The sequence below is a fragment of the Mesorhizobium sp. M0239 genome, assembly GCF_040321815.1.
Classification (GTDB): Bacteria; Pseudomonadota; Alphaproteobacteria; order Rhizobiales; family Rhizobiaceae; genus Mesorhizobium.
This window is the reverse complement of record NZ_JAMYSG010000008.1, coordinates 85,348-106,730: the sequence shown is the minus strand read 5'-3', so window position 1 is coordinate 106,730 and position 21,383 is coordinate 85,348. Positions and strand designations below refer to the sequence as shown.

At 64.0% G+C, this 21,383-nt stretch carries 18 protein-coding genes; 14 read left to right on the top strand and 4 right to left on the bottom strand.

Translation table 11 applies throughout. The features are described from left to right. Positions 1 to 4: 4 nt before the first annotated feature. Genes NKI99_RS10350 through NKI99_RS10340 form a run of 3 tightly spaced genes read right to left on the bottom strand, consistent with a single transcriptional unit; the run spans position 5 to position 5,312 of the window. Entirely contained in the window at positions 5 to 3,100 is a 3,096-nt protein-coding gene (locus tag NKI99_RS10350; protein WP_128304326.1) for an efflux RND transporter permease subunit, read from the bottom strand. Beyond that, positions 3,097 to 4,176, bottom strand: coding sequence for an efflux RND transporter periplasmic adaptor subunit (locus tag NKI99_RS10345; protein ID WP_352610763.1), 1,080 nt, complete (start codon positions 4,174 to 4,176; stop codon positions 3,097 to 3,099). The genes NKI99_RS10350 and NKI99_RS10345 overlap by 4 nt, the downstream gene beginning before the upstream one ends. Then, complete coding sequence (locus NKI99_RS10340) at positions 4,173 to 5,312, bottom strand: efflux RND transporter periplasmic adaptor subunit (RefSeq protein ID WP_352610761.1); 1,140 nt, start codon at positions 5,310 to 5,312, stop codon at positions 4,173 to 4,175. Before NKI99_RS10340 ends, NKI99_RS10345 begins: the two co-directional genes overlap by 4 nt. A gap of 243 nt (positions 5,313 to 5,555) precedes the next feature. Between NKI99_RS10340 and NKI99_RS10335 the strand changes: the two genes are divergently transcribed. Beyond that, a complete protein-coding gene (locus NKI99_RS10335) occupies positions 5,556 to 6,833 on the top strand; it encodes a 4-aminobutyrate--2-oxoglutarate transaminase (RefSeq protein WP_352610760.1) in 1,278 nt (425 codons plus the stop codon). A 115-nt stretch (positions 6,834 to 6,948) separates the two neighbouring features. On the opposite strand, the gene NKI99_RS10330 is transcribed toward NKI99_RS10335, so the two are convergent. After that, entirely contained in the window at positions 6,949 to 8,202 is a 1,254-nt protein-coding gene (locus NKI99_RS10330; protein WP_352610759.1) for an NAD(P)/FAD-dependent oxidoreductase, read from the bottom strand. Between the two features lie 433 nt (positions 8,203 to 8,635). Here NKI99_RS10330 and NKI99_RS10325 point away from each other — a divergent pair, with 433 nt between their 5' ends. From NKI99_RS10325 to NKI99_RS10265, 13 genes are all read left to right on the top strand, one after another. Then, positions 8,636 to 9,925: an imelysin family protein gene (locus tag NKI99_RS10325; RefSeq protein ID WP_352610758.1), complete on the top strand. Its 1,290-nt coding sequence runs from the start codon at positions 8,636 to 8,638 to the stop codon at positions 9,923 to 9,925. 114 nt (positions 9,926 to 10,039) lie between these two features. Next, positions 10,040 to 10,351, top strand: coding sequence for a (2Fe-2S)-binding protein (locus tag NKI99_RS10320; RefSeq protein ID WP_023811421.1), 312 nt, complete (start codon positions 10,040 to 10,042; stop codon positions 10,349 to 10,351). Further along, complete coding sequence (gene bfr, locus NKI99_RS10315; RefSeq protein ID WP_352610757.1) at positions 10,317 to 10,802, top strand: bacterioferritin; 486 nt, start codon at positions 10,317 to 10,319, stop codon at positions 10,800 to 10,802. The genes NKI99_RS10320 and bfr overlap by 35 nt, the downstream gene beginning before the upstream one ends. A gap of 12 nt (positions 10,803 to 10,814) precedes the next feature. Beyond that, positions 10,815 to 12,416, top strand: a complete 1,602-nt coding sequence (locus NKI99_RS10310) for a di-heme oxidoreductase family protein (RefSeq protein ID WP_352610756.1) — start codon at positions 10,815 to 10,817, stop codon at positions 12,414 to 12,416. After that, positions 12,416 to 13,495, top strand: coding sequence for an imelysin family protein (locus NKI99_RS10305; protein ID WP_352610755.1), 1,080 nt, complete (start codon positions 12,416 to 12,418; stop codon positions 13,493 to 13,495). The genes NKI99_RS10310 and NKI99_RS10305 overlap by 1 nt, the downstream gene beginning before the upstream one ends. Before the next feature lie 352 nt (positions 13,496 to 13,847). Then, the gene (locus NKI99_RS10300) at positions 13,848 to 14,954 is read left to right on the top strand and encodes a DUF1513 domain-containing protein (protein ID WP_352610754.1); all 1,107 of its coding nucleotides are present in this window, start codon (positions 13,848 to 13,850) and stop codon (positions 14,952 to 14,954) included. 95 nt (positions 14,955 to 15,049) lie between these two features. Then, entirely contained in the window at positions 15,050 to 15,727 is a 678-nt protein-coding gene (gene tsaB / locus NKI99_RS10295; RefSeq protein ID WP_023811417.1) for a tRNA (adenosine(37)-N6)-threonylcarbamoyltransferase complex dimerization subunit type 1 TsaB, read from the top strand. Then, complete coding sequence (gene rimI / locus NKI99_RS10290; RefSeq protein ID WP_023811416.1) at positions 15,728 to 16,222, top strand: ribosomal protein S18-alanine N-acetyltransferase; 495 nt, start codon at positions 15,728 to 15,730, stop codon at positions 16,220 to 16,222. Between the two features lie 21 nt (positions 16,223 to 16,243). Next, positions 16,244 to 17,044 carry a lyso-ornithine lipid O-acyltransferase gene (gene olsA, locus NKI99_RS10285; protein WP_352610753.1) on the top strand — a complete coding sequence of 267 codons (801 nt, stop codon included), beginning with the start codon at positions 16,244 to 16,246 and terminating at the stop codon, positions 17,042 to 17,044. Positions 17,045 to 17,116: 72 nt separating this feature from the next. Further along, positions 17,117 to 18,538, top strand: coding sequence for a tRNA (N6-isopentenyl adenosine(37)-C2)-methylthiotransferase MiaB (gene miaB / locus NKI99_RS10280; RefSeq protein ID WP_023811414.1), 1,422 nt, complete (start codon positions 17,117 to 17,119; stop codon positions 18,536 to 18,538). A gap of 83 nt (positions 18,539 to 18,621) precedes the next feature. Then, entirely contained in the window at positions 18,622 to 19,614 is a 993-nt protein-coding gene (locus tag NKI99_RS10275) for a PhoH family protein (protein WP_023758127.1), read from the top strand. A gap of 18 nt (positions 19,615 to 19,632) precedes the next feature. Continuing rightward, on the top strand, positions 19,633 to 20,133 hold the full coding sequence (gene ybeY / locus NKI99_RS10270; protein WP_023811413.1) for an rRNA maturation RNase YbeY: 501 nt from the start codon (positions 19,633 to 19,635) through the stop codon (positions 20,131 to 20,133). 28 nt (positions 20,134 to 20,161) lie between these two features. Next, positions 20,162 to 21,274 carry a hemolysin family protein gene (locus NKI99_RS10265; protein ID WP_023811412.1) on the top strand — a complete coding sequence of 371 codons (1,113 nt, stop codon included), beginning with the start codon at positions 20,162 to 20,164 and terminating at the stop codon, positions 21,272 to 21,274. Positions 21,275 to 21,383 lie beyond the last annotated feature (109 nt).

Sequence of the window (21,383 nt, the reverse complement as noted above, 5' to 3'; positions counted from 1 at the left end):
AGCCTTAAGTCTGAGCTTGCACCGGTTCGCCGCTCTCCACGGGTAGCTCTTCCTGGGCTTTCGGCTCCTTGATCCTGAACCACGTCACATAAAGCGCTGGCAGGAACAGCAGCGTGATCGCCGTGCCGGCGATGATGCCGCCCATCATGGCATAGGCCATCGGGCCCCAGAACACTTCGCGCGCGATCGGGATCAGGGCGAGACTTGCGGCCGCCGCCGTCAGCGCGATTGGCCGCATGCGGTGTTCCGTCGCCTCGATGACGGCCGCCCAGCGGTCCTTGCCTTCCCGGACGAGATCCTCGATCTGCACGATCAGGATGACCGAGTTGCGGATCAGGATGCCGATCAGCGCCAGCACGCCGAGGATGGCGACGAAGCCGAGCGGCGCGCCGCTCGGCACAAGGGCCGCCACAACGCCGATCAGGCCGAGCGGCGCCACCGCCACCACCAGGAACAGGCGCTGGAAACTCTGCAATTGCACCATCAGGATCGTCGCCATGACGAACAGCATCAACGGCACGACGGCGGCGATCGGTCCTTGGCTTTTGGCACTCTCCTCGACCGAGCCGGCGGTGGCGATCGAATAGCCCGGCGGCAGCTTGGCGGTGAAGGCATCGACCGAAGGCTTCAATTCGTTGACGACGGTGGCCGGCAGCACGTCGCCGACCAGTCCGGCGCGCACGGTGATGGTCGGGATGCGGTCGCGTCGCCACACCGTTGGCTGCTCCAGATCGTAGCGGAAGTTGGCGACGGCCGCGAGCGGGATCGCCTCGCCGGTACTGGTCGGCAGCTGCATGTTCTGCAAGGTTTCGATCGAGCCGCGTTCGGACCCACGCGAGCGCGCCACGACATTGATCAGGTAGGTGGCGTCACGCACCTGCGTGATGGTAGCGCCGCCGACGGTGCTGTTGAGCGCGCTGGCGATGTCGGAAGAGGTGATGCCAAGCTGGCGTGCCTTGTCCTGCAGCACGTCGACCCTCAGCACGCGTTGCGGCTCGTTCCAGTCGAAGGTCGGCGCGGCAAGCTTGGGGTTGGCGGAAATGATACCGGCGAATTGCTGCGCCAGCCCGCGCACCGTCTGGATGTCGGGACCGCCGACGCGATACTGCACCGGGCGGCCGACCGGGGGCCCGAGTTCGAGCGGCTTGACGAAGGCGTCGGTGCCGACGAACTCCTCGCGCAGCAGTTTTTCAAGCGCCGGCTTGACCCGGTTGCGGGCCGCGATGCTCTTGGTGACGATGACGGTCTGGCCGAAATAGGGGTTGGCCGGCTGCACGTCATAGGCGAGCACGAAACGCACCGCGCCCTGGCCGATATAGGACGAAAAATGGTCGATGTCGGGATTGCCGACCAGCGCCCGCTGCTCGAACCGCTCCATCTGGTCGCGCGTATCGGCGATCGAGGCATTCTGCGGCAGGTTCCAGTCGACGATCAGCTCCGGCCGGTCCGATGGCGGAAAGAACTGCTGCTGCACCAGCCCGAAGCCGGCGATCGAGCCGGCAAACAAAAGCACGGTGACGATGATGGTCAGCCAGTGATGGCGCACCGAGCCGACAAGCACGCGCCGGAAAAGCGAGGTGAAGCGGCCGGGCTGGTCGTGATGCTTGGTTTTCATCGTCGCCGGCAGGATGGTGACGCCGAGCAGTGGCGCAAACAGCACCGCCACGACCCATGACACCAGCAGCGAAACGGCGATGACCACGAACAGGGTGAAGGTATATTCGCCGGCGGCGCTGTTGTTGAGGCCGATCGGGATGAAGCCGGCGACCGTCACCAGCGTACCGGTCAGCATCGGAAAGGCGGTCGATGTGTAGACATAGGTCGCCGCCTTGCGCAGATTGTCGCCGACCTCCAGCCGCGCCACCATCATCTCGACCGCGATCATCGCGTCGTCGACCAGAAGCCCGAGCGCGATGATCAGCGCACCCAGGGAAATCCGCTGCAGCGAAATGCCGAGATAGGCCATGACCGTGAAGGTGATGGCCAGCACCAGCGGGATCGACAGCGCCACGACGAAGCCGGCGCGCATGCCGAGGCTGATGAACGACACCGCGAGCACGATGGCGACCGCCTCGAACAGCGCGCGCGTAAAGCCCGAGACGGCCTCCTCGACAATGACCGGCTGGTCGGCCACCAGATGCACGCCGACACCGACCGGCAGGTCGGCCAGCACCTTGTCCATCTCCTTGTGCAGCGCCTCGCCGAATTCGAGCAGGTTGGCGTTGGGTTTCATGCCGATGGCGAGCCCGATCGCGTCCTGGCCGTTGAAGCGGAATAGCGCCGTAGGCGGATCGACATAGCCGCGCGTGATCGTCGCCACGTCGCTGAGGCGGAAGAAGCGGTCATTGACGCGCAGATTGATGGCGCGCAGGCTGTCCTCGGAGGTGAACTGCCCGCCGACACGCACGCTGATGCGCTCCGGCCCGGACTGAATGACGCCGGACGGCGTGATCGCGTTCTGCGCCTGCAGGCTCGCCACGATCGCTTGCTGGTTGAGGCCGAGGGCGGCGATCTGGCGGGTCGAGAATTCGAGATAGATCGCCTCGTCCTGGGCGCCGACTAGGTCGACCTTGCCGGCGTTGGGCACGGTCAGGATTTTTGTTCTGGCGTCCTCGACATAGTCGCGCAACTGGCGCGGCGTCAGCCCGTCCGATGTGAAGGCGTAGATGTTGCCATAGACGTCGCCGAAGCGGTCGTTGAAGAACGGTCCCTGCACCCCCTGCGGAAACTGCGCCCCGATGTCGTTGACCATGTTGCGCACCTGAATCCAGTTCGGCACGACATCGCGTGCCTTGGTGGTGTCCTTCAGGTTGACGAAGATGACGGTCTGGCCGGCCGTGGTGACGGACTTGGTGTAGTCGAGGCTGTCGAGTTCCTCGAGTTTCTTCTCGATACGGTCGGTCACCTGCTGCACGGTTTCCTTGACCGAGGCGCCCGGCCAGTTGGCCTGGATGATCATCGTCTTGATGGTGAAGTTGGGGTCTTCTTCACGGCCGAGATTGAGGTAGGAGAACACGCCAGCCACGACGAAGACCAGCATGAAATACCAGACCATGGAGCGGTGGTTGAGCGCCCAGTCGGAGAGATTGAAGCCTTTCATGAGGCGCCTCCCTCGAGCACTTTCACCTTCTGGCCTTCGCTCAGGCTGTGGACGCCCGCCGTGACGACACGCATGCCCGCGTCAAGCCCTTCGGCCACGGTGAAGATAACGCCATTCTTCGACGCGATCTTGATGTCGCGTGCGTTCACGCTGGATGTCTGCGGGTCGACGATCCACACTTTCGCGGAACCGTTCTTTTCGAACAGCGCCGACATCGGCAGTTCGATCGTCGGTGCCACCTTGGTCACGCGGGTCGCCGTTACCGTCGAGCCGAGCCGGAAGGCCTGTGGCGGATCCGTGAGCGTCAGCTTGACGCGCCGCGTGCGGGTCGAGCCCTCGGATTGCGGTGCGATCTCGCGCAGCTTGGCCCCGGTCTGGATCGTCGGCAGCGACTGCAGGATCACCTGGAAGGGCGTGCCGGCCTCAAGATCACCGGTCAATTGATCGGGAATGTCGACCACCGCCTCGCGCAGGTCCGAACGCGCCACGGTGACGACGGTCTGGCCGGGCGAGACCGTCTGGCCAACTTCGGCGCCGACCGCGGTGACGACACCGTCGAAATCAGAGAACAGCCTGGCGTAGCCGAGCTGCTCCTGCGATTTGGCAAGCGAAGCCTTGGCCCGCTCGACACCTGCCTCCGCAGCTTTGCGCGCCTGCTGCGCGGCATCGAAGACAGCTTGTGTGGCGTTGGCCGAGGCGAGCAACTGGCGCTGCCGTTCCTCGCTGGCGGCGGAGTTGGCGAGCTGCGCCTCGGCATTGGACAGTTCCGCCTTGGCCGCCTGGAGGCCCAACTCCAGCGCGGTCGGATCGAGTGCCGCTATCGTCGTGCCCTTGCTGACGATGTCGCCGACCTGGACGTCGCGCGAGACGACCCGGCCAAGCAGGCGGAAGGCCAGGTCGGCGCTGACCTGCGGTTCGACGGATCCGGCAAAACCGAAGATTTGCGTGGTGCGCGGCTCGATCACCATCGACAGCACCGGTCGGATGATCTCGGGCGGCTTTTCCTCCGACTTGGAGCAGGATGCCAGCGCGCCGAGCATGAGCACGCCGAGCAGGATGCGTGGCGTCCGGCTCATTGGCCCGCTCCCGATATCTCGATCGTCTGTCCAGGGCTGAGCAGCTGTCCTCCAGCGGTGACGACGCTCTGGCCCGCGTCCAGCCCCTTGGTGATCACGACCGTGCCCGAATTGAACGCCAGCACTTCGACCGGCGCCATCGTCACCGCCTTGGTCGAGGGATCGACGATCCAGACCGCCGGCTTGCCGCCGCTGGACGTCAGCGCCTGCCAAGGCAGCAGGATCGCCTTCGCCGGCTTGGCGCTTACCGAGCCGATGACGGCTGCCCCCAGCGGCATGTCGGCGGGCGTGTCGGGAATGGCGACCTTGACCCGGATCGAGCCCGAAGCCGGGTCGACCGCGGGCGAGATTTCGCGGACCTTGCCCGTCGCCCTGACCTGCGGATCGGACAACAGCGTGATCGTCACCGCAGGCGATGCCGGTGTCTTGGCGATCAGCGTCTCCTGCACGTTGAATACCGCGTCGCGGTCACCGTCCTCGGCGACGGTGAAGACGGTTTGCGCGGCTTGCACCACTTGGCCGGCTTCGACTTGGCGGGCGGTAATCACGCCGGCGGCACCGGCCTTGAGCTCGGTGAAGGACAGGTTTTGCTGGGCGTTGGAGAAAGCGCTCTGCGCGGCATCGACGCTGCCTTGTGCCACCTTCAGGGCCTGGTCCGCGGCGTCATAATCGCGCCTGGTGGTGAAACCCTGGGCGAGCAGCGTCTTCTGCCGTTCGAAGGCGGCGGCGGACTGGGTCAATTGCGCCTGTGCCGCGTCGAGATCGGCCTGCGCCGAGCGCAAATCGGATTCCTGCTCCTGCGGATCGATCCGGGCAAGCACCGTGCCTTGATCGACATGCTGGCCGACATCGACAAACCGTTCGGCGACGCGACCGCCGACCCGGAACGACAGATTGTTCAGCGTACGCGCCGCGATCACCCCGGTCAGCGAGGTCCTTGGCGCATAGTCGGCCATCGCCACCGTTTCGGTGCGCACCATGATCTGCAGTTTCTTGTCCACCGCTTCCTGCTTCTGGCAGCCGACCAAAAGCAGCGCAGCCGTGCAGGCGAAAAGCGCCGGGGCGGCTGGAAAAGACAAAAGACCGGGAGCTTGGACCGACGGCTGCGAGACGGGCGAAGTCACGTTCCTGCTCATGGGCTCCCCCGGCCGCGGCGGCTCGCTGGTCGCGATGCCTCGTGGACATCCAGAGGATAGTCGATCCCCGGGAAAAGGAAACCGGTCTCGTACGTGTATCGCCTGACTGGTTAAGCGCCGGGATCTGCCCACCGCAGGCCCAATCGCCTGCCGGTGGTGCCGACTTGAGGAAAACGTGAAATAAGGTCAGAAGATGTCTCAACGGCATCAAACAGGACGGGCGCCGGCCCGGTGAGGGATACGATGAAGAATTCAGCCATTTCCGAACGCAAGAACCAATCGATTTCCCGCGGTGTCGGCATGACCACGCAGATCTATGCCGACCGGGCTGAAAATTCGGAAATCTGGGATGTCGAGGGGCGTCGCTATATCGATTTCTCGTCGGGCATCGCCGTCGTCAACACCGGGCATCGCCATCCCAGGGTGATCGAAGCGGTCAAGGCACAACTCGACCGCTTCACCCACACCTGCCACCAGGTGGTGCCCTATGAGAGCTATGTGCGCCTGGCCGAACGGCTGAACGGCATGCTGCCCGGCAAGTTCGAGAAGAAGACGATCTTCGTCACCACCGGGGCGGAGGCGGTAGAGAACGCCATCAAGATCGCCCGCAATGCCACCGGCCGTCAGGCGGTCATCGCCTTCGCCGGCGGTTTCCATGGCCGCACCTTCATGGGCATGGCACTGACCGGCAAGGTCGTGCCCTACAAGGTCGGCTTCGGCGCCATGCCGGGCGATGTCTATCATGCGCCGTTCCCGGTGCCGCTGCACGGTGTCTCGGTCGCCGACTCGCTGGCGGCGCTCGACCGGCTGTTCAAGGCCGATGTCGATCCGGCCCGCGTCGCCGCCATCATCATCGAGCCGGTTCAGGGCGAGGGCGGCTTCTACGAGGCGCCGCGTGACTTCCTGGTTGCGCTGCGCAAGCTTTGCGACCAGCACGGCATGCTGCTGATTGCCGACGAAGTGCAGACCGGCTTTGCCCGCACCGGCAAGATGTTTGCGATGGATCACCATGAGGTGGCGGCCGACATCACCACCATGGCCAAGAGCCTGGCCGGCGGTTTTCCGCTGGCGGCGGTCACCGGCCGCGCCGAAATCATGGATGCGCCCGGCCCCGGCGGGCTAGGCGGCACCTATGGCGGCAGCCCGATCGGCGTTGCCGCCGCGCACGCCGTGCTCGACGTGATCGAGGACGAAAACCTGTGCGACCGCGCCAACACGCTGGGCGCAAGGCTGAAGCAGCGGTTGCAGTCGATCCGCGACGACGTGCCCGAGATCGTCGACATCAGAGGCCTCGGCTTCATGAACGCGGTCGAGTTCAACGACGTCAAGAAGGGCCTGCCGTCGGCCGAGATCGCCAATGCGATCCGGTTGAAGGCGCTCGACAAGGGCCTGATCCTGCTGACCTGCGGTGTCTACGGCAACGTCATCCGCTTCCTGGCGCCGATCACCATCCAGGACGAAGTCATGAACGAAGCACTCGACATCCTGGAAAGCTCGATCCGCGAAGTCTGCGCCGCCTGAACTTCTACCTCCCCCTTGTGGGGAGGTCGGACCGAAGGTCCGGGTGGGGCGCCTCGCGCAGACCCCACCCCGCTGCTTCACAGCGACCCTCCCCACAAGGGAGGGTAAGCGGGGGCTAGCCCGCAGCCCTGGCAGGCTCATCCTGCTGAAACGCGGCCAGCGCCGCCTTCAAACCGTCAGGTCCCTCAGCAACCGTTTCCGGCGTCGGCGAAAAGCCGGCGCCGAGCATCTTGCGGCCAAGCATGTGGTCGCCGGGGCGGTTGACCGATTCGATGCCGAGCAGCCGGTCGCCGGCATAGTGGTAGATCGAGAATTTGTTTTCGGGCAGGTCGCCCAGCACGACATGGCTGTCGCCGCCGGCGGTCAGGCCGACCATCTGCAATTTCATGTCGCCGATGTCCGACCAGAACCATGGCACCGCCGAATAGGCGTCGGTGTGGCCTGATATCGTGCGCGCGGCAAGCCGCGCCTGATCGGTGGCGTTCTGCACCGATTCCAGCCGCACGTCGCCGCCGGTGAACCAGTGACGGTAGGAGGCAGCATCGCCAATGGCAAGAATCTCCGGCATCGACGTGCGCATCTGATGATCGACGCGGATGCCGTTGGCGATGCCGAGGCCTGCAGACTGCGCCAGTTCGACATTCGGCATGGCACCAATGCCGACGATGACCATGCGCGCCGGCAGCCTTTCGCCTGACGAGGTGATGGCGGCCGTGACATGACCGTTTTCGCCATCGAGCCTGGCGATCGAGGTGCCGGTGAGAATGCGCACGCCTGTCGCTTCCAGCCGTTGCCGGACGTGGCTCGCCACCACCGGCGCCACGGCGCGGCCGAGTAGCCGGTCCACGGCCTCCACCACTGTCACCGTGCGGCCGGTGGCCCGCAGTGTGGCTGCTATCTCCAGCCCGATGAAACCGCCGCCGAGGATGACGATTTCGTCGCTTTGCGCGCTGAGGTCGCGGATCAGCCGCGCATCGGCCAGCGAGCGCAGCGACAGCACGCCGGACAGGTCCGAGCCGGGCAACGGCAGGGTGCGCGGGCGCGAGCCGGTCGCCAGGATCAGGTGATCAAAAGCAAGCGCGCCACCGCCTGATATCTCCAGGCTGCGGCGCTCGGCATCGATGCGATCGATCCTGACGCCAGGCCGGTAATCGATGGCGCTGCCGGTGTAAAAGGCCTCGCCGCGCAAGGGTTGCGGCTTGGCCTCGGCATCCTTGATGAAAGTCTTCGACAGCGGCGGCTTGTGATAGGGAAGTTCGTCCTCATCCCCGACGAGGATCACCGGCCCGTCATAGCCGTCTTCGCGCAGACTGGCGGCCGCTTGCACGCCCGCATGACCCGCGCCGACAATGACCACACCGTTCTTCATCGCATTCCAATCCCGCTTCTATCCTAGGATGTCTCGCCAAGTGGCAATTGTCTGGTGCCGCCGCAAGAGAGCTTTTGCGGGTCGCACCCGGAATGGCAGCTGTCAATCGTACAGTTCAACGGCAAGACCGGTGCAGAAAGACGCATAAGTTGACAGTCGTAGTTTAGAATAATTCTAAACTGTTGTTTCAATTGACTTTTCCTACGGATTGTCATTGACATCCGACGATGTCGCAGCTTTATGGAAGCTCGCGCGTCAGCGCATCCCTTTAATGTCTGGGCCTTGAACCCTTTCGATTGGAGGCATTTTGGTGTCTTTCTTCCGCGAACCGCGCGCTAGCGCGGCATCTCTTGCGCCCAATGGCCCGCAGATGGCCTGGCGCCGGTTGCTGTGCGCGCCGTTTACAGAATTTCCGAGAAACTGGAGAGTGATTATGACAGCACGATATGGCAGCAGGCTTGCGGCGATCGGCGCCACTGCCCTGCTGACGGCGGCGGTATTCGTGTTGCCGGCAAAGGCGGAAACCGATGCAAAGGCCGTCATCAAGACCTATTCCGACATCGCGCTCGCCAAATATGAGGATTCGCTGACCACCGCGCAGGCGCTCGACAAGGCGGTCGACGCGCTGCTCGCCACGCCATCGGCGGAAACCCTCAACGCTGCCCGTGACGCCTGGAAGGCATCGCGCGTTCCCTACCAGCAGACCGAGGTCTACCGCTTCGGCAACAAGATCGTCGACGACTGGGAAGGCAAGGTGAATTCCTGGCCGCTGGATGAAGGTTTGATCGACTACGTCGCCAAGAGCTACGGCACCGAATCGGACGCGAATGCGCTCTACACGGCCAATGTGATCGCCAACAAGGAGATCGAGATCAACGGCAAGAAGGTCGATGCATCGAAGCTTTCGCCGGAATTCCTCTCCGGCACGCTGCAGGGAGCCGGCGGCATCGAGGCCAATGTCGCCACCGGCTACCACGCCATCGAATTCCTGCTCTGGGGCCAGGACCTGCATGGCACCGGGCCGGGTGCCGGCGAGCGCCCCTATACCAACTACGACCTCCAGAACTGCACCGGCGGCAATTGCGATCGCCGCGCCGAGTATCTGAAATCGGCCAGCGACCTTCTGGTTTCGGATCTTCAGGAGATGGTCGGCAACTGGAAGGAAGACGGCGCCGCCCGCAAGGCTCTCGTCGATGGCGAGCCGAACACGGCGATCTCGACCATCTTCACCGGCATGGGCTCGCTGTCCTACGGCGAACTGGCCGGCGAGCGCATGAAGCTCGGCCTGCTGCTGCATGATCCGGAAGAGGAGCACGATTGCTTCTCCGACAACACGTACAATTCGCATCTCTACGACGCCATCGGCATTCGCGCGGCCTATCATGCGAGCTACACGCGTCTCGACGGCACCGTCGTTTCGGGTCCCTCGGTGGCCGATATGGTGAAGGCGGCCGATCCGGCGATCGACAAGGAACTGTCTGACAAGCTCGATGTTTCGGTCGCCAAGATGGAGGCGATCAAGGCGCGTGCACTGGCCGGCGAGGCCTATGACCAGCAGATCGCCGAGGGCAACATTGAGGGCAACGCCACCGTGCAGGCGGCGATCGATGCGCTGATCGATCAGACCAAGTCGATTGAGCGCGCCGTCGGCTCCTTGAAGCTCAGCACCATCGCCTTCGAAGGGTCCGATAGCCTCGACGCGCCGGACAAGGTGTTCAAGTAAGGGTCGAAAGACAGGTGACTGATCCGGGAGCCGGAAAACCGGCTCTGGAACGGCCTCCGCTAGAAAATCAAGCCACACGGCGCGGGAGACGCCGTCAGCCAGCCGAGCAAGCCAATGCTGATTTGTCATTGCAATATCATCACCGAGAAGGAGATCGAGCAGACGATCGTCGGGCTGCTGGACCAGGATCCCTGGCAGCTGATCGTGCCGGCGAAGATCTATCATGCCATGCAAAAGCGCGGTCGCTGTTGCGGCTGCTTCCCAAATGTGGTGGAAACGATCATTCGGGTCACCGAAAATTACCACGCCCGCTCGGAGGCGAGCGGCGTGGATGTCGTTTCACACCTGGATCGCGTCAGAGGCCTGCGCGTCCAATACGGGAGCAGAATTCATGAAAGGCGATCCGCAGATCATCGAGCGGCTTAACGAGGCCCTTTTTCTGGAACTTGGGGCTGTCAATCAGTACTGGGTGCATTTCCGCCTGCTCGAGGACTGGGGATACGCCAAGCTGGCAAGGAAGGAGCGGGCGGAATCGATCGAGGAGATGCACCATGCCGACAAGCTCGTCGCCCGCATCATCTTCCTCGAAGGCCATCCGAACCTGCAGTCCGTGGCGCCGCTGCGCATCGGGCAGAACGTCAAGGAAGTGCTCGAATCCGACCTTGCCGGCGAATATGACGCACGTACCGCCTACAAGCGCTCGCGCGAAATCTGCAACGACGCCGGCGACTACGTGACGATGAAGCTGTTCGAGGAATTGCTGGCCGATGAGGAGGGTCACATCGACTTTCTCGAGACGCAGCTCGACCTGCTTGCCTCGATCGGCGAGGAGAAATACGGCCAGCTCAACGCCGCATCGGCGGACGAGGCGGAGTAAGGGCATGCGGGAATGCGGCGCCTGCTAGAATTCGTGCGCCGCTCGCGGCGGGCCGACGGCTCGCCGCTCCCTGAGAAGACGCCGGCCGGATTGGCGCGTCGGCGCTGTGTCGTGCTCGTGTTTGCGCTTGCCTCTTCGGCGATGGCCGGTGATCTTCAGCCGGCCGGGCTCGCCACCACGCGCACCGACCTCAATGCGAAGGATCAGGCGCGCGTCATCGCCGTCACCAGGCCGACCATGGATTTTTCCAGGCCAGAGCAGTTCGAACTGATGCAAGGTGGCGCCGGCACGTCCCGAAAGGACGTCAGCCGCGATTCCTTCTCGCAATCCTCGGCCAACATCACCTTCGAGGAAGAGGGCGACTTCAAGCTCGGCAATGCCCTTTTCCGCAAGAATTGGGTCTCGTCGCCATCCTCGACGCAGGCTTCGGACGGGCTCGGCCCGCTGTTCAACGAACGCGCCTGCCAGAACTGCCATCTGAAGGATGGCCGCGGCCGCCCGCCGCAAGGCGACGCCGGCACCACGTCGATGTTCCTTCGGCTGGCCCGCGACGCCAGCAGCGCGCAAGAGAGGGAGGCGCTTGCCGACCACGAGGTGCCTAACTTCCCCGACCCGGTCTATGGCAGGCAATTGCAGGAGCTCGCCGTGCCCGGCCTGCCCGGTGAAGGCAGGATGCACATCGACTATCAGGAACGTAAGGTGGAGCTGACGGACGGCACAGTGATCTCCTTGCGCAAACCGAGCTATTCGGTTGACGGCCTTGGCTACGGGCCGCTTGACCCACGCACCACGCTGTCGCCGCGCCTGACGCCGCCGATGATCGGCCTGGGCCTGATCGAACAGATCGCGCCGGCTGATATTCTCGCCCACGCCGATCCGGACGACAGGGACGGCGACGGCATTTCCGGCAGGCCGAACATCGTGCGCGATGGCTTGAGCGGGGAACTGACGCTCGGCCGCTTCGGCTGGAAGGCGCAGACCGCGTCGATCCGCCAGCAGGCAGCGGATGCCTTTGCCGGCGACATCGGCATCTCGACGCCCGAAGAGCCGAAGCATTGGGGCGATTGCACTGCTGCGGAGGCAAAATGCCTCGCCATGCCGAACGGCGTGCAGCAGCGTCTTGGCCCGGTCGAGGCGCCGCCGCCGGTGATGGATCTCGTCACCTTCTATTCGCAGAACCTGGCCGTGCCGGCGCGCCGGGATCTCGACGCCCCACAAGTTCTCAAAGGCAAGAAGGTCTTCTATGAGATGGGCTGCATTGCCTGCCACACATCGAAATTTGTCACGCGCCGCGACACGCCCAACAAAGCGCAGGCCTTCCAGCTGATCTGGCCCTATTCCGACTTCCTGCTGCACGACATGGGGCCAGATCTGGCCGATGGCCAGGCCGTGGGAGATGCGACGGGCAATGAATGGCGCACGCCGCCACTGTGGGGCATCGGCCTGACCGAGACGGTCAACGGCAATTCCTTCTTCCTGCATGACGGGCGCGCGCGCAGCCTGACCGAGGCGATCCTGTGGCATGGCGGCGAGGCACAGAAAGCGCGCGACCGCTTTGCCGCAGCCAATGCGGCCGACCGCAATGCGCTGCTCAAATTCCTGGAGTCACTGTGATGTTCAAGCGTTCTGCATTGTTTCTCGTTCTTCCGCTGGCTCTGCTGGGCGTTGTCCCTGCGTCGGCGGCGGTCAAAGCCTCCGATATCATCCAGCGCGCGATCGATGGCTTCGTCCGCCCGGCCTATGCCGGCCTGCATCAGCATGCGGAAGCCTTGACGAAAGCGATGCACAAGCTCTGCGAAGCGCCCTCGCAAGGAGAACTCGATGCCGCACGCGCCGAATTCTCCGCCACCGTCTATGCCTGGTCGTCAGCCGAAATCATCGGCTTCGGACCGATCAAGGAGAACAACCGGCTGGAACGCATGCTGTTCTGGCCGGATCGCAAGAGCATCGGCCTGAAACAGGTACAGGCGGCGCTGTCCGCCAAGGATCCGACCGCGACCGATCCGGCACAACTGGCCGGCAAGAGCGTTGCCATGCAGGGGCTGGGCGCGCTCGAATTCGTTCTTTACGGCGACGGCGCCGATGCACTTGCCGGCAAGGATGATCCCTACCGCTGCGCTTATGGCACTGCTGTTGCCGGCAACATCGAAACCATGGCCGGCGAGGTCAGCGCCGCCTGGAACAAGCCGGGCGGCTTTGCCGCCCTTTGGGCCAATCCGGGGCCGCAGAACCCGCTCTACCGCGACGGCAATGAAGCGGTGACCGAACTGGTCGGCGTCTTCATCAATGAGCTGGAAATGGTCCGCGACGTGCGCCTGAAAGGGTTTTTCGGTGGCAAGCCGGATGCGGACAAGCCGAAACAGGCAATCTACTGGCGCTCGCAAAACACCACCGCGTCACTGGCCGGCAATCTCTCCGGCATCGATACGCTGTTCCAGGCCTCGAAACTTGGTGACGCTCTGCCGGCCGATGCGCGCTGGATGGCCGAATCGATCCATATCCAGCTGGTCAACGGTGTCGCCACCGCCAAGGCGGTCAGTGGTCCAATCGACAAGACGCTTGCCGATCCGGCGCTGCGCGACAAGCTCGATCATTTCGCGCTGATCACCTCCAGCCTGTCGACCTTGATCGGCACCAGGTTGACCGCCGAATTCGGCCTGACCGCAGGCTTCTCGTCGCTGGATGGGGACTGAGCATGACCTTGAGATTGGCCGAAACGCCCATAGCTTCGTCATCCTGGGGCGAAGCAAGGAGCGAAGCGACGCAGCGCAGACCCCGGGATCCATGCCGCGACTTCAAAGCGCTGCCGCGGTCCAGAATTTTGCTCCGTTGCACCCGACGGTCAAGGTCACGGCATGGATCCTCGGGTCTCCGCGACGGAGCTTCGCTCCTGCTCCGCCCGTGGATGACGAAGTTCCGGAGGCTTCGGCTAACTTCCAATGTCTGCGATGGATCATTCCAAGAATCGGTAGGTGCCAAGCGTCAGCTCCGATCCGTAATAATCACCGTGTCCTGGAGCGAGCCAGTGCAGGGGAGGATAGTCTCTTGAAAACCTCCCTCATCGATCGCCGCGATTTCCTGAGGGCTGCGGGGATCGGCTTTGCCGCGGCGATGGCGCCGTCGGCCTGGGCAAAGACGCTTGCGGCCGACGCCGTCTTCGCCACGGCTTTCGTCAAACGCGACGGCAGCTTTGGCGCTGCCGTCCTGTCCGAGGCCGGCAAGGTCCTGCATGCGATCGACCTGCCCGATCGCGGCCACGATGTCACCTTCGATCCCATATCGAAACGCTCGGTGGTCTTCGCGCGTCAGCCCGGCACCTTCGCCGTGGTTTTCGATCACTCGGGCCGTGACGCGCCGCTGACGATCGCCAGCATCGCCGGCCGGCATTTCTTCGGCCATGGCGTGTTTTCGGCCGACGGTGCGCTGCTCTATGCCACCGAAAACGACTTCGACAACGCCGCCGGCGTCGTCGGCGTCTATGATGCGCGGGCGAAATTCAGCCGCATCAGTGAGTTCCCGACCTATGGCATGGGTCCGCACGAGCTTCTGCTCCTGGGCGACGGCAGGACGATTGCGGTTGCAAATGGCGGCATCGAGACTCATCCGGACTACGGCCGCGCCGAGCTCAACATCGCCACCATGAAGCCGTCCTATGTGCTGATCGACCGCGTCACCGGCTATGTCATCGAGAAACACGAATTGCCGGCCGCACTGCATCAGCTGTCGATCCGCCACATGGACACCGATCCGGCCGGAACCGTCTGGTTCGGCTGCCAGTACCGGGGACCGGGCAGCGATCGTCCATTGCTGGTCGGTCGCGCCGCGCGCGGCAAGGATCTGCAGTTGCTCGACATGCCGCAGGACGTTTTGTCCGGCTTCCGCAACTACATAGGCTCGGTCGCCGCCAATCCGGCTGCCGGAACCGTCGCCGTTTCCTCGCCGGAAGGCAACTCGCTTGTCGTGATCGATGCGGCCAGCGGCCGGGTCGTTGCGAACAGCGCGTTGGTCGAGGTCTGCGGCGTGGCCCCCGATGGAACCGGCTTCATGGCCACCACCGGCGCCGGCGAGATCGTCGAGGGCAGCGGCGCGACACGCTCCGAACCGGACTATGTCTGGGACAACCACATGCTGCGCATCGAACAGGCCGCATAGTCTACCAGCGAAGCCGTTTAACGAATTATGCACTATCCCCTTGCGGTGGCGGGCCGTGGCGGGCACAGGGAATTGTTTTTCGAACCGGTTGCCTCATGAAATTGCTTGCCATCGACTGTGCCGCCAACCTTTGCGCCGCTTGCGTCTATGATGCTGTGGCGAAGCGGGAGCTTGGCCGCTCGGTGCTCGATCTCGGCAAGGGCCATGCCGAGCACCTGATGGCGGTCACAGCCGAAGCGCTGGAGGCAAGCGCAACCGACTATGCCGGTCTTGGCGCCATTGCCGTCTCTGTCGGCCCCGGTTCCTTCACCGGTCTGCGGGTCGGCGTCTCGACCGCGCGTGGCCTGGCGCTGGCGCTGAAGATACCGGCGATCGGGGTGACGACCCTGGAGGCGCTGGCCGCCGAAGCAGCAGCCGCATTTCCCGGTCGCGCCGTGCTGGCGGCGCTCGATGCCGGCCGTGAGGAGATCCACGCCGCCTTTTACGACGAAACGTCAGCCTTGGCTTACGGTCCGGCCGTGGCCACGCTGGCTGACGTGGTGGCCATGGCGATGGAAACGTCTCCGGTGCTTGCCGGCACCGCGGCAGCGCTCATCAGCGCATCGGCCGGGCGCGAATTTGATGTCGGCCCTCGGACAGCCACCGCCGACATTGTCACCTACGCCCGCCTGGCTGCCGCCAAGGGCGCAGGCGAACGGCCGAAACCACTCTATATGCGCGGCGCCGACGCCAAGCCGCAGGCTGGCTTTATTCTATCAAGGCAAGAAAGATAAATGCGCATACCTTTTCTCCAACCACGCCGCCGGGACTACGCGCTCGAGCCGCTGAGGATCGCCGACAGTCCGGCGGTCTCGCTGCTGCATCGCGAGGACTTTGTCCGCCCCTGGACCGATGGCGAATTCGCCGCCCTGCTCGAACAGGACACCGTGTTCGGCTATGCCGCGCGCGAAACCGGGCAGGGCTCCAAGCCGCCCGTCGGCTTCGTGCTGGCGAGGCTTGCGGCAGGCGAGGGCGAGATCCTGACCGTCGCGGTGGCGCGATCGCATCGTCGCCAGGGGTTGGGCTGGCAATTGATGGACGCGGTGTTGCGCGAACTGCACGCGCAGCGCGCCGAAGCGCTGTTCCTCGAGGTCGATGAGACCAATGTCGCGGCGATCGCGCTTTATCGTCGGCTGGGCTTCCATGAGGTCGGCAAGCGGCCGAATTACTACAGATCGGCCGAACACGGACCGACCGGCGCGCTTGTCATGCGCCGCGATCTTCGCTAGCGACACGGCCGGGATGAGGCGATGATCAAGAAAATCAGGATTTTCCTGGCGCTGGGCCTCGTTGTCGCCGGTTCGCTGGTCCTCGTGCCGTTACAGATCCTGTCGATGAAGACCGGCTGGTGGCCGGAAACCTTCATCCTCAAGATCTGGCACAGGCTGATCGTCAGGGCGCTCGGCATGCGCATCCATGTCAAGGGAACGCTGTCCGACAAGCGCCCGCTGCTGGTTGCGTCCAATCACATCTCCTGGACCGACATCATGGTGCTCGGCTCTTTTGCCGACGTAAAGTTCATCGCCAGGGCGGATATGGAAGGCTGGCCGCTGATCGGCATGCTGTCGAAGCTGCAGCGCACCGTGTTCATCGAGCGCGAGCGCAAGCGATCGTCGGGCGACCAGGCAAGCGAGATTGCCAGCCGCATGGCCAAGGGCGATGCGATGGTGCTGTTTGCCGAGGGCTCGACCGGCGACGGCAATATGGTCCTGCCGTTCAAGAGCACGCTGTTCGGCGCCGCCTCGATGGCGATTTCCGAAGGCGCGGCGGAACAGGTGTTCATCCAGCCGGTGGCGATCGCCTATACGCGTCTGCACGGCGTGCCGCTCGGCCGCCGGCATCGCCCGCTTGCCGCCTGGATCGGCGATGAGGATCTGATGCCGCATCTCAAGGTATTGCTCGCTGAGGGCGCGCTCGACGTCGAGGTGCATTTCGGCGAGGCAATCGACTTTTCCAAGGGTTCGAACCGCAAGGAGACGTCGAAACTGATGGAAAGCCAGGTGCGTGAGATGATGCAGGCGGCGCTTGCCGACCCGCGGCCGAGCCGGTAGCTCCGGCATGCCCTTGCTGGCGCGCCGAGAATCGTCTGTTTTTTGTCACGGAAAGGCGTTAGAAGCCGCCTTATGGACTTGAACACGATAGAAAGCGACGACATCGGCACTACGGCTGGACAGCCGGCGGTGCTTCCCGCGGCAGCGAGAAAAGTCTTCATCAAGACCTATGGCTGCCAGATGAATGTCTATGATTCACAGCGTATGGCCGATGCGCTGGCTGCCGACGGCTATTCCGCGACCGATGCCATTGGCGAGGCCGACCTGGTGTTGCTGAACACCTGTCATATCAGGGAGAAGGCGGCCGAAAAGGTCTATTCCGAGCTCGGCCGTATCCGCGACATGAAAGCCGAGCGTGCCCTGGCCGGCCGTGAGATGCTGGTCGGCGTCGCCGGCTGCGTGGCGCAGGCCGAAGGCGCCGAGATCATCCGCCGTTCGCCTGCCGTCGACCTGGTCATCGGTCCGCAGACCTATCACCGGCTCCCGGACGTGCTGGCGCGGGTGCGCGGCGGCGAAAAGATCGTCGAGACCGACTACGCCATCGAGGACAAGTTCGAGCATCTGCCGCAGCCCAAGCGCGCCGAGGTCATCAAGCGCGGCGTCACCGCCTTCCTCACCGTGCAGGAAGGCTGCGACAAGTTCTGCACCTTCTGCGTTGTGCCCTACACAAGGGGCTCCGAAGTCTCCCGGCCGGTGGCGCAGATTGTCGCGGAGGCTGAGCGCCTGGCCGAAGCCGGCGTGCGCGAAGTGACGCTGCTTGGCCAGAACGTCAATGCCTGGCATGGCCGGGGCGAGGCCAAAGGGGGCAAGACCGAGGAGTGGGGCCTTGGCCGCCTGCTCTTCAGGCTGGCCGAAATCCCCGGGCTGGCGCGTCTGCGCTACACCACCAGCCACCCGCGCGACATGGATGACGAACTGATAGCGGCCCATCGCGATCTGCCGGCGTTGATGCCCTATCTGCATCTTCCGGTGCAATCCGGCTCCGACCGCATCCTCAAGGCGATGAATCGCCGGCACACGGCGAGGGATTATCTGGCGCTGCTCGACCGTATCCGTGCCGCGCGGCCTGACATCGCGCTCTCCGGCGACTTCATCGTTGGCTTCCCCGGCGAGACAGAAGCGGATTTCGAGGCGACGATGGAGTTGGTGCGTCAGGTGAATTACGCCTCGGCCTTCTCGTTCAAATATTCGCCGCGCCCCGGCACGCCGGGCGCCGAAATGTCCGATCATGTGCCCGAAACGGTCAAGGACGAGCGCTTGCAGCGGCTGCAGGCTCTGCTTGTGAAGCAGCAGCAGGATTTCGGCTTGAGCCTCGTTGGAAGCACCATCGACACGCTGATCGAGAAGCCCGGCCGTCAGGCCGGCCAGAAGGTTGGCCGCTCACCTTGGCTGCAGCCGGTTATTGTTGATGAAAAGGCCGGCGAAATCGGTGACATTATCCAGGTGCGAATCACGAAGACGGGCTACAATAGCCTGTTCGCCGAATTGGCCTGAGGGTCTCGGCAGATGAGGAGAGACGGTTGAGCGCAGCAGAGCTGAAGAACCTGCCCCCGGTACCGGCATCTGGGGCTTCTGACATGGCGCACATCGTTCTGACTTTCGACAACAACAAGCTTGCCAGCGCCCTTTATGGTCAGTTCGACGAAAACCTCGCCAGGCTGGAGCAGAAGCTTGGCGTCGACATCCGCTCACGCGGCAACCAGCTGACCATCAAGGGTTCGGCGTCGGCCGCCGAGCAGGCGCGCCGCGCGCTCGACAATCTCTACGGCATTCTCCAGAAGGGCGTCGATATCGGCCAGTCCGACGTCGATGGCGCCGTGCGCATGGCGATTGCCGCCGACGATCAGCTGACCCTGCCGACGCTGGAGCGTAAGGGCAAGGTTTCCGCCGCCCAGATCGCCACCCGCAAGAAGACGATCTATGCCCGTTCACTCAACCAGGACGCCTATATGCGGGCGCTGGAACGGTCGGAACTGGTGTTCGGCATCGGCCCGGCCGGCACCGGCAAGACCTATCTGGCGGTGGCGCATGCGGCGATGCTGCTCGAGCGCGGCATGGTCGAGCGCATCATTCTCTCGCGGCCTGCGGTCGAGGCCGGCGAACGGCTGGGCTTCCTGCCCGGCGACATGAAGGAGAAGGTCGATCCCTATCTGCGGCCGCTCTATGATGCGCTCTACGACATGATGCCCGCCGACAAGGTTGAGCGCGCCATTGCCGCCGAAGTGATCGAGATCGCGCCGCTCGCCTTCATGCGCGGCCGCACGCTGGCGCATGCCGCCGTCATCCTCGACGAGGCGCAGAACACCACTCCGATGCAGATGAAGATGTTCCTGACGCGTCTGGGCGAAAATTCGCGCATGATCGTCACCGGCGACCCGACCCAGATCGACCTTCCCTCCAACACCAAATCGGGCCTGGTCGAAGCCTTGCGCGTGCTGGACGGTGTGGCGGGCGCGGTCACCGTGCGCTTCAACGACGGCGATGTGGTCCGCCATCCACTGGTGGCGGAAATCGTCAGGGCCTACGACCGGGACGCCAAGCTGGCGCGCGGCCTCGGCGCCGAGAATTGATGTTGACGATGCGGCTTCATGCCTGAGGACATAATATCCGGCGACGGGAATGTTCCCGTCGACATCGACATATCGGTTGAGGCGGGCAACTGGCCCGACGAGGTAAGCCTGACGCGGCTGGTCGATGGCGCGGTCAAGGCGGCTTTTGCCGAAACCGGCGTGGCGGGCCGTTCCGAACTCAGCCTCGTTTTTACCGACGACGCCCATGTCCAGCTCCTCAATGCCGGCTGGCGCGGCAAGGACAAGCCGACCAACGTCTTGTCTTTCCCGGCTTTTCCGTTTGCGCAAGGCGGTCCGTTGCCGCCGATGCTGGGCGACATCGTGCTGGCCGCCGAAACGGTCGCCCATGAAGCGGCACTGGAAGACAAGCCGGTCGAGAACCATATCACCCATCTCGTCATCCACGGCCTGCTGCATTTGCTGGGCTACGATCACGAGACCGAGGCCGAGGCCGAGGCGATGGAAGCCGTCGAACGCGCGGCGCTTGCAAGGCTTGCCATTCCCGACCCCTACGCGTAACTACATCTGATCAATTGACCGGACGACGATGAACGACAAACCAGAGACTGCCGCCCGCCCCGACGCCGGCAGTGCGAACAAGGCTTCCGACACGTCGGAAGAGGGATCAAGTCCGAGTACCGTTACGTCTGGCGCTAGCAGTACCTCTGCTGCTGCCGGTGCTGGCAGCGCTGCCAGCGAGACGTTGCCTGCCGGTCCCTCACTGTTCGACCGCGTTCTGGGCCTGTTCAGGCAACGCAACGGAACCAGCCTGCGTGAGGAAATTGCCGGCGCGCTAGCCGAGACGACGAGCGATGCCGGCGCCTTCTCGCCCGGCGAACGCGCCATGCTCAACAACATCCTGCGGCTGCGCGAAGTGCGCGTCGAGGACGTCATGGTACCGCGCGCCGACATTCAGGGGGTCGAAATCACGACGACGCTCGGCGATCTCCTGGGCACTTTCGAACAATCCGGCCATTCGCGCATGCCGGTCTATTCCGAGACGCTCGATGATCCGCGCGGCATGGTCCATATCCGTGACGTGCTGGCCCACATCACCAAGATCGCGCGCGTCAAGAAGGGCCGCACGACCAGGAAAACCCCCGCTGCCACGGTTCTCGATCTTGCCCAGGTCGACCTCGCACGCACCATTGGCGACCTCAATCTGATCCGCCCGGTGCTGTTCGTGCCGCCGTCGATGCTTGCCTCCGACCTGATGGGCCGCATGCAGACGACGCGCACCCAGATGGCGCTGGTCATCGACGAATATGGCGGCACCGACGGCCTCGCCTCGCTGGAAGACATCGTCGAGATGGTGGTCGGCGACATCGAGGACGAGCATGACGACGACGAGCCGATGATCACCCAGAGCGGCGACGGCGTGTTCATCGTCGACGGCAAGGCCGAGATCGACGACGTCGCCAAGATGATCGGCGGGGATTTCGCCGCCGGTGAACATGGCGAATATGTCGACACGATCGGCGGCATGATTTTCAACACGCTTGGCCGTGTTCCGGCCCGCGGCGAGGTGGTGCAGGCCATACCCGGCTTCGAGTTCCACGTCCTCGACGCCGATCCGCGCCGCGTCAAGCGCGTGCGCATCGTGCAGAGCCAGAAGGGTGAGCGCCGCCGGCGCGCCACCGCGCGCACCGAACAGGCGTAAGCATGATGCCGAAAAGTTGCAGACTTTTTGGATGAACATCATGCGGCAAAACCAGGGCTTAAGCATGATGCCGAAAAGTTGCAGACTTTTCGAATGAACATCATGCGGC

Excerpts from the sequence above, each read along its gene's own strand:
- ybeY (WP_023811413.1), top strand. The coding sequence starts at position 19,633 with ATGCCTGAGGACATAATATCCGGCGACGGGAATGTTCCCGTCGACATC.
- NKI99_RS10350 (WP_128304326.1), bottom strand. The coding sequence starts at position 3,100 with ATGAAAGGCTTCAATCTCTCCGACTGGGCGCTCAACCACCGCTCCATG.
- NKI99_RS10305 (WP_352610755.1), top strand. The coding sequence starts at position 12,416 with ATGTTCAAGCGTTCTGCATTGTTTCTCGTTCTTCCGCTGGCTCTGCTG.
- olsA (WP_352610753.1), top strand. The coding sequence starts at position 16,244 with ATGATCAAGAAAATCAGGATTTTCCTGGCGCTGGGCCTCGTTGTCGCC.
- bfr (WP_352610757.1), top strand. The coding sequence starts at position 10,317 with ATGAAAGGCGATCCGCAGATCATCGAGCGGCTTAACGAGGCCCTTTTT.
- NKI99_RS10310 (WP_352610756.1), top strand. The coding sequence starts at position 10,815 with ATGCGGCGCCTGCTAGAATTCGTGCGCCGCTCGCGGCGGGCCGACGGC.
- rimI (WP_023811416.1), top strand. The coding sequence starts at position 15,728 with ATGCGCATACCTTTTCTCCAACCACGCCGCCGGGACTACGCGCTCGAG.
- NKI99_RS10340 (WP_352610761.1), bottom strand. The coding sequence starts at position 5,312 with ATGAGCAGGAACGTGACTTCGCCCGTCTCGCAGCCGTCGGTCCAAGCT.
- NKI99_RS10275 (WP_023758127.1), top strand. The coding sequence starts at position 18,622 with ATGGCGCACATCGTTCTGACTTTCGACAACAACAAGCTTGCCAGCGCC.
- NKI99_RS10330 (WP_352610759.1), bottom strand. The coding sequence starts at position 8,202 with ATGAAGAACGGTGTGGTCATTGTCGGCGCGGGTCATGCGGGCGTGCAA.
- NKI99_RS10335 (WP_352610760.1), top strand. The coding sequence starts at position 5,556 with ATGAAGAATTCAGCCATTTCCGAACGCAAGAACCAATCGATTTCCCGC.
- NKI99_RS10345 (WP_352610763.1), bottom strand. The coding sequence starts at position 4,176 with ATGAGCCGGACGCCACGCATCCTGCTCGGCGTGCTCATGCTCGGCGCG.
- NKI99_RS10320 (WP_023811421.1), top strand. The coding sequence starts at position 10,040 with ATGCTGATTTGTCATTGCAATATCATCACCGAGAAGGAGATCGAGCAG.
- miaB (WP_023811414.1), top strand. The coding sequence starts at position 17,117 with ATGGACTTGAACACGATAGAAAGCGACGACATCGGCACTACGGCTGGA.
- NKI99_RS10265 (WP_023811412.1), top strand. The coding sequence starts at position 20,162 with ATGAACGACAAACCAGAGACTGCCGCCCGCCCCGACGCCGGCAGTGCG.
- NKI99_RS10325 (WP_352610758.1), top strand. The coding sequence starts at position 8,636 with ATGACAGCACGATATGGCAGCAGGCTTGCGGCGATCGGCGCCACTGCC.
- tsaB (WP_023811417.1), top strand. The coding sequence starts at position 15,050 with ATGAAATTGCTTGCCATCGACTGTGCCGCCAACCTTTGCGCCGCTTGC.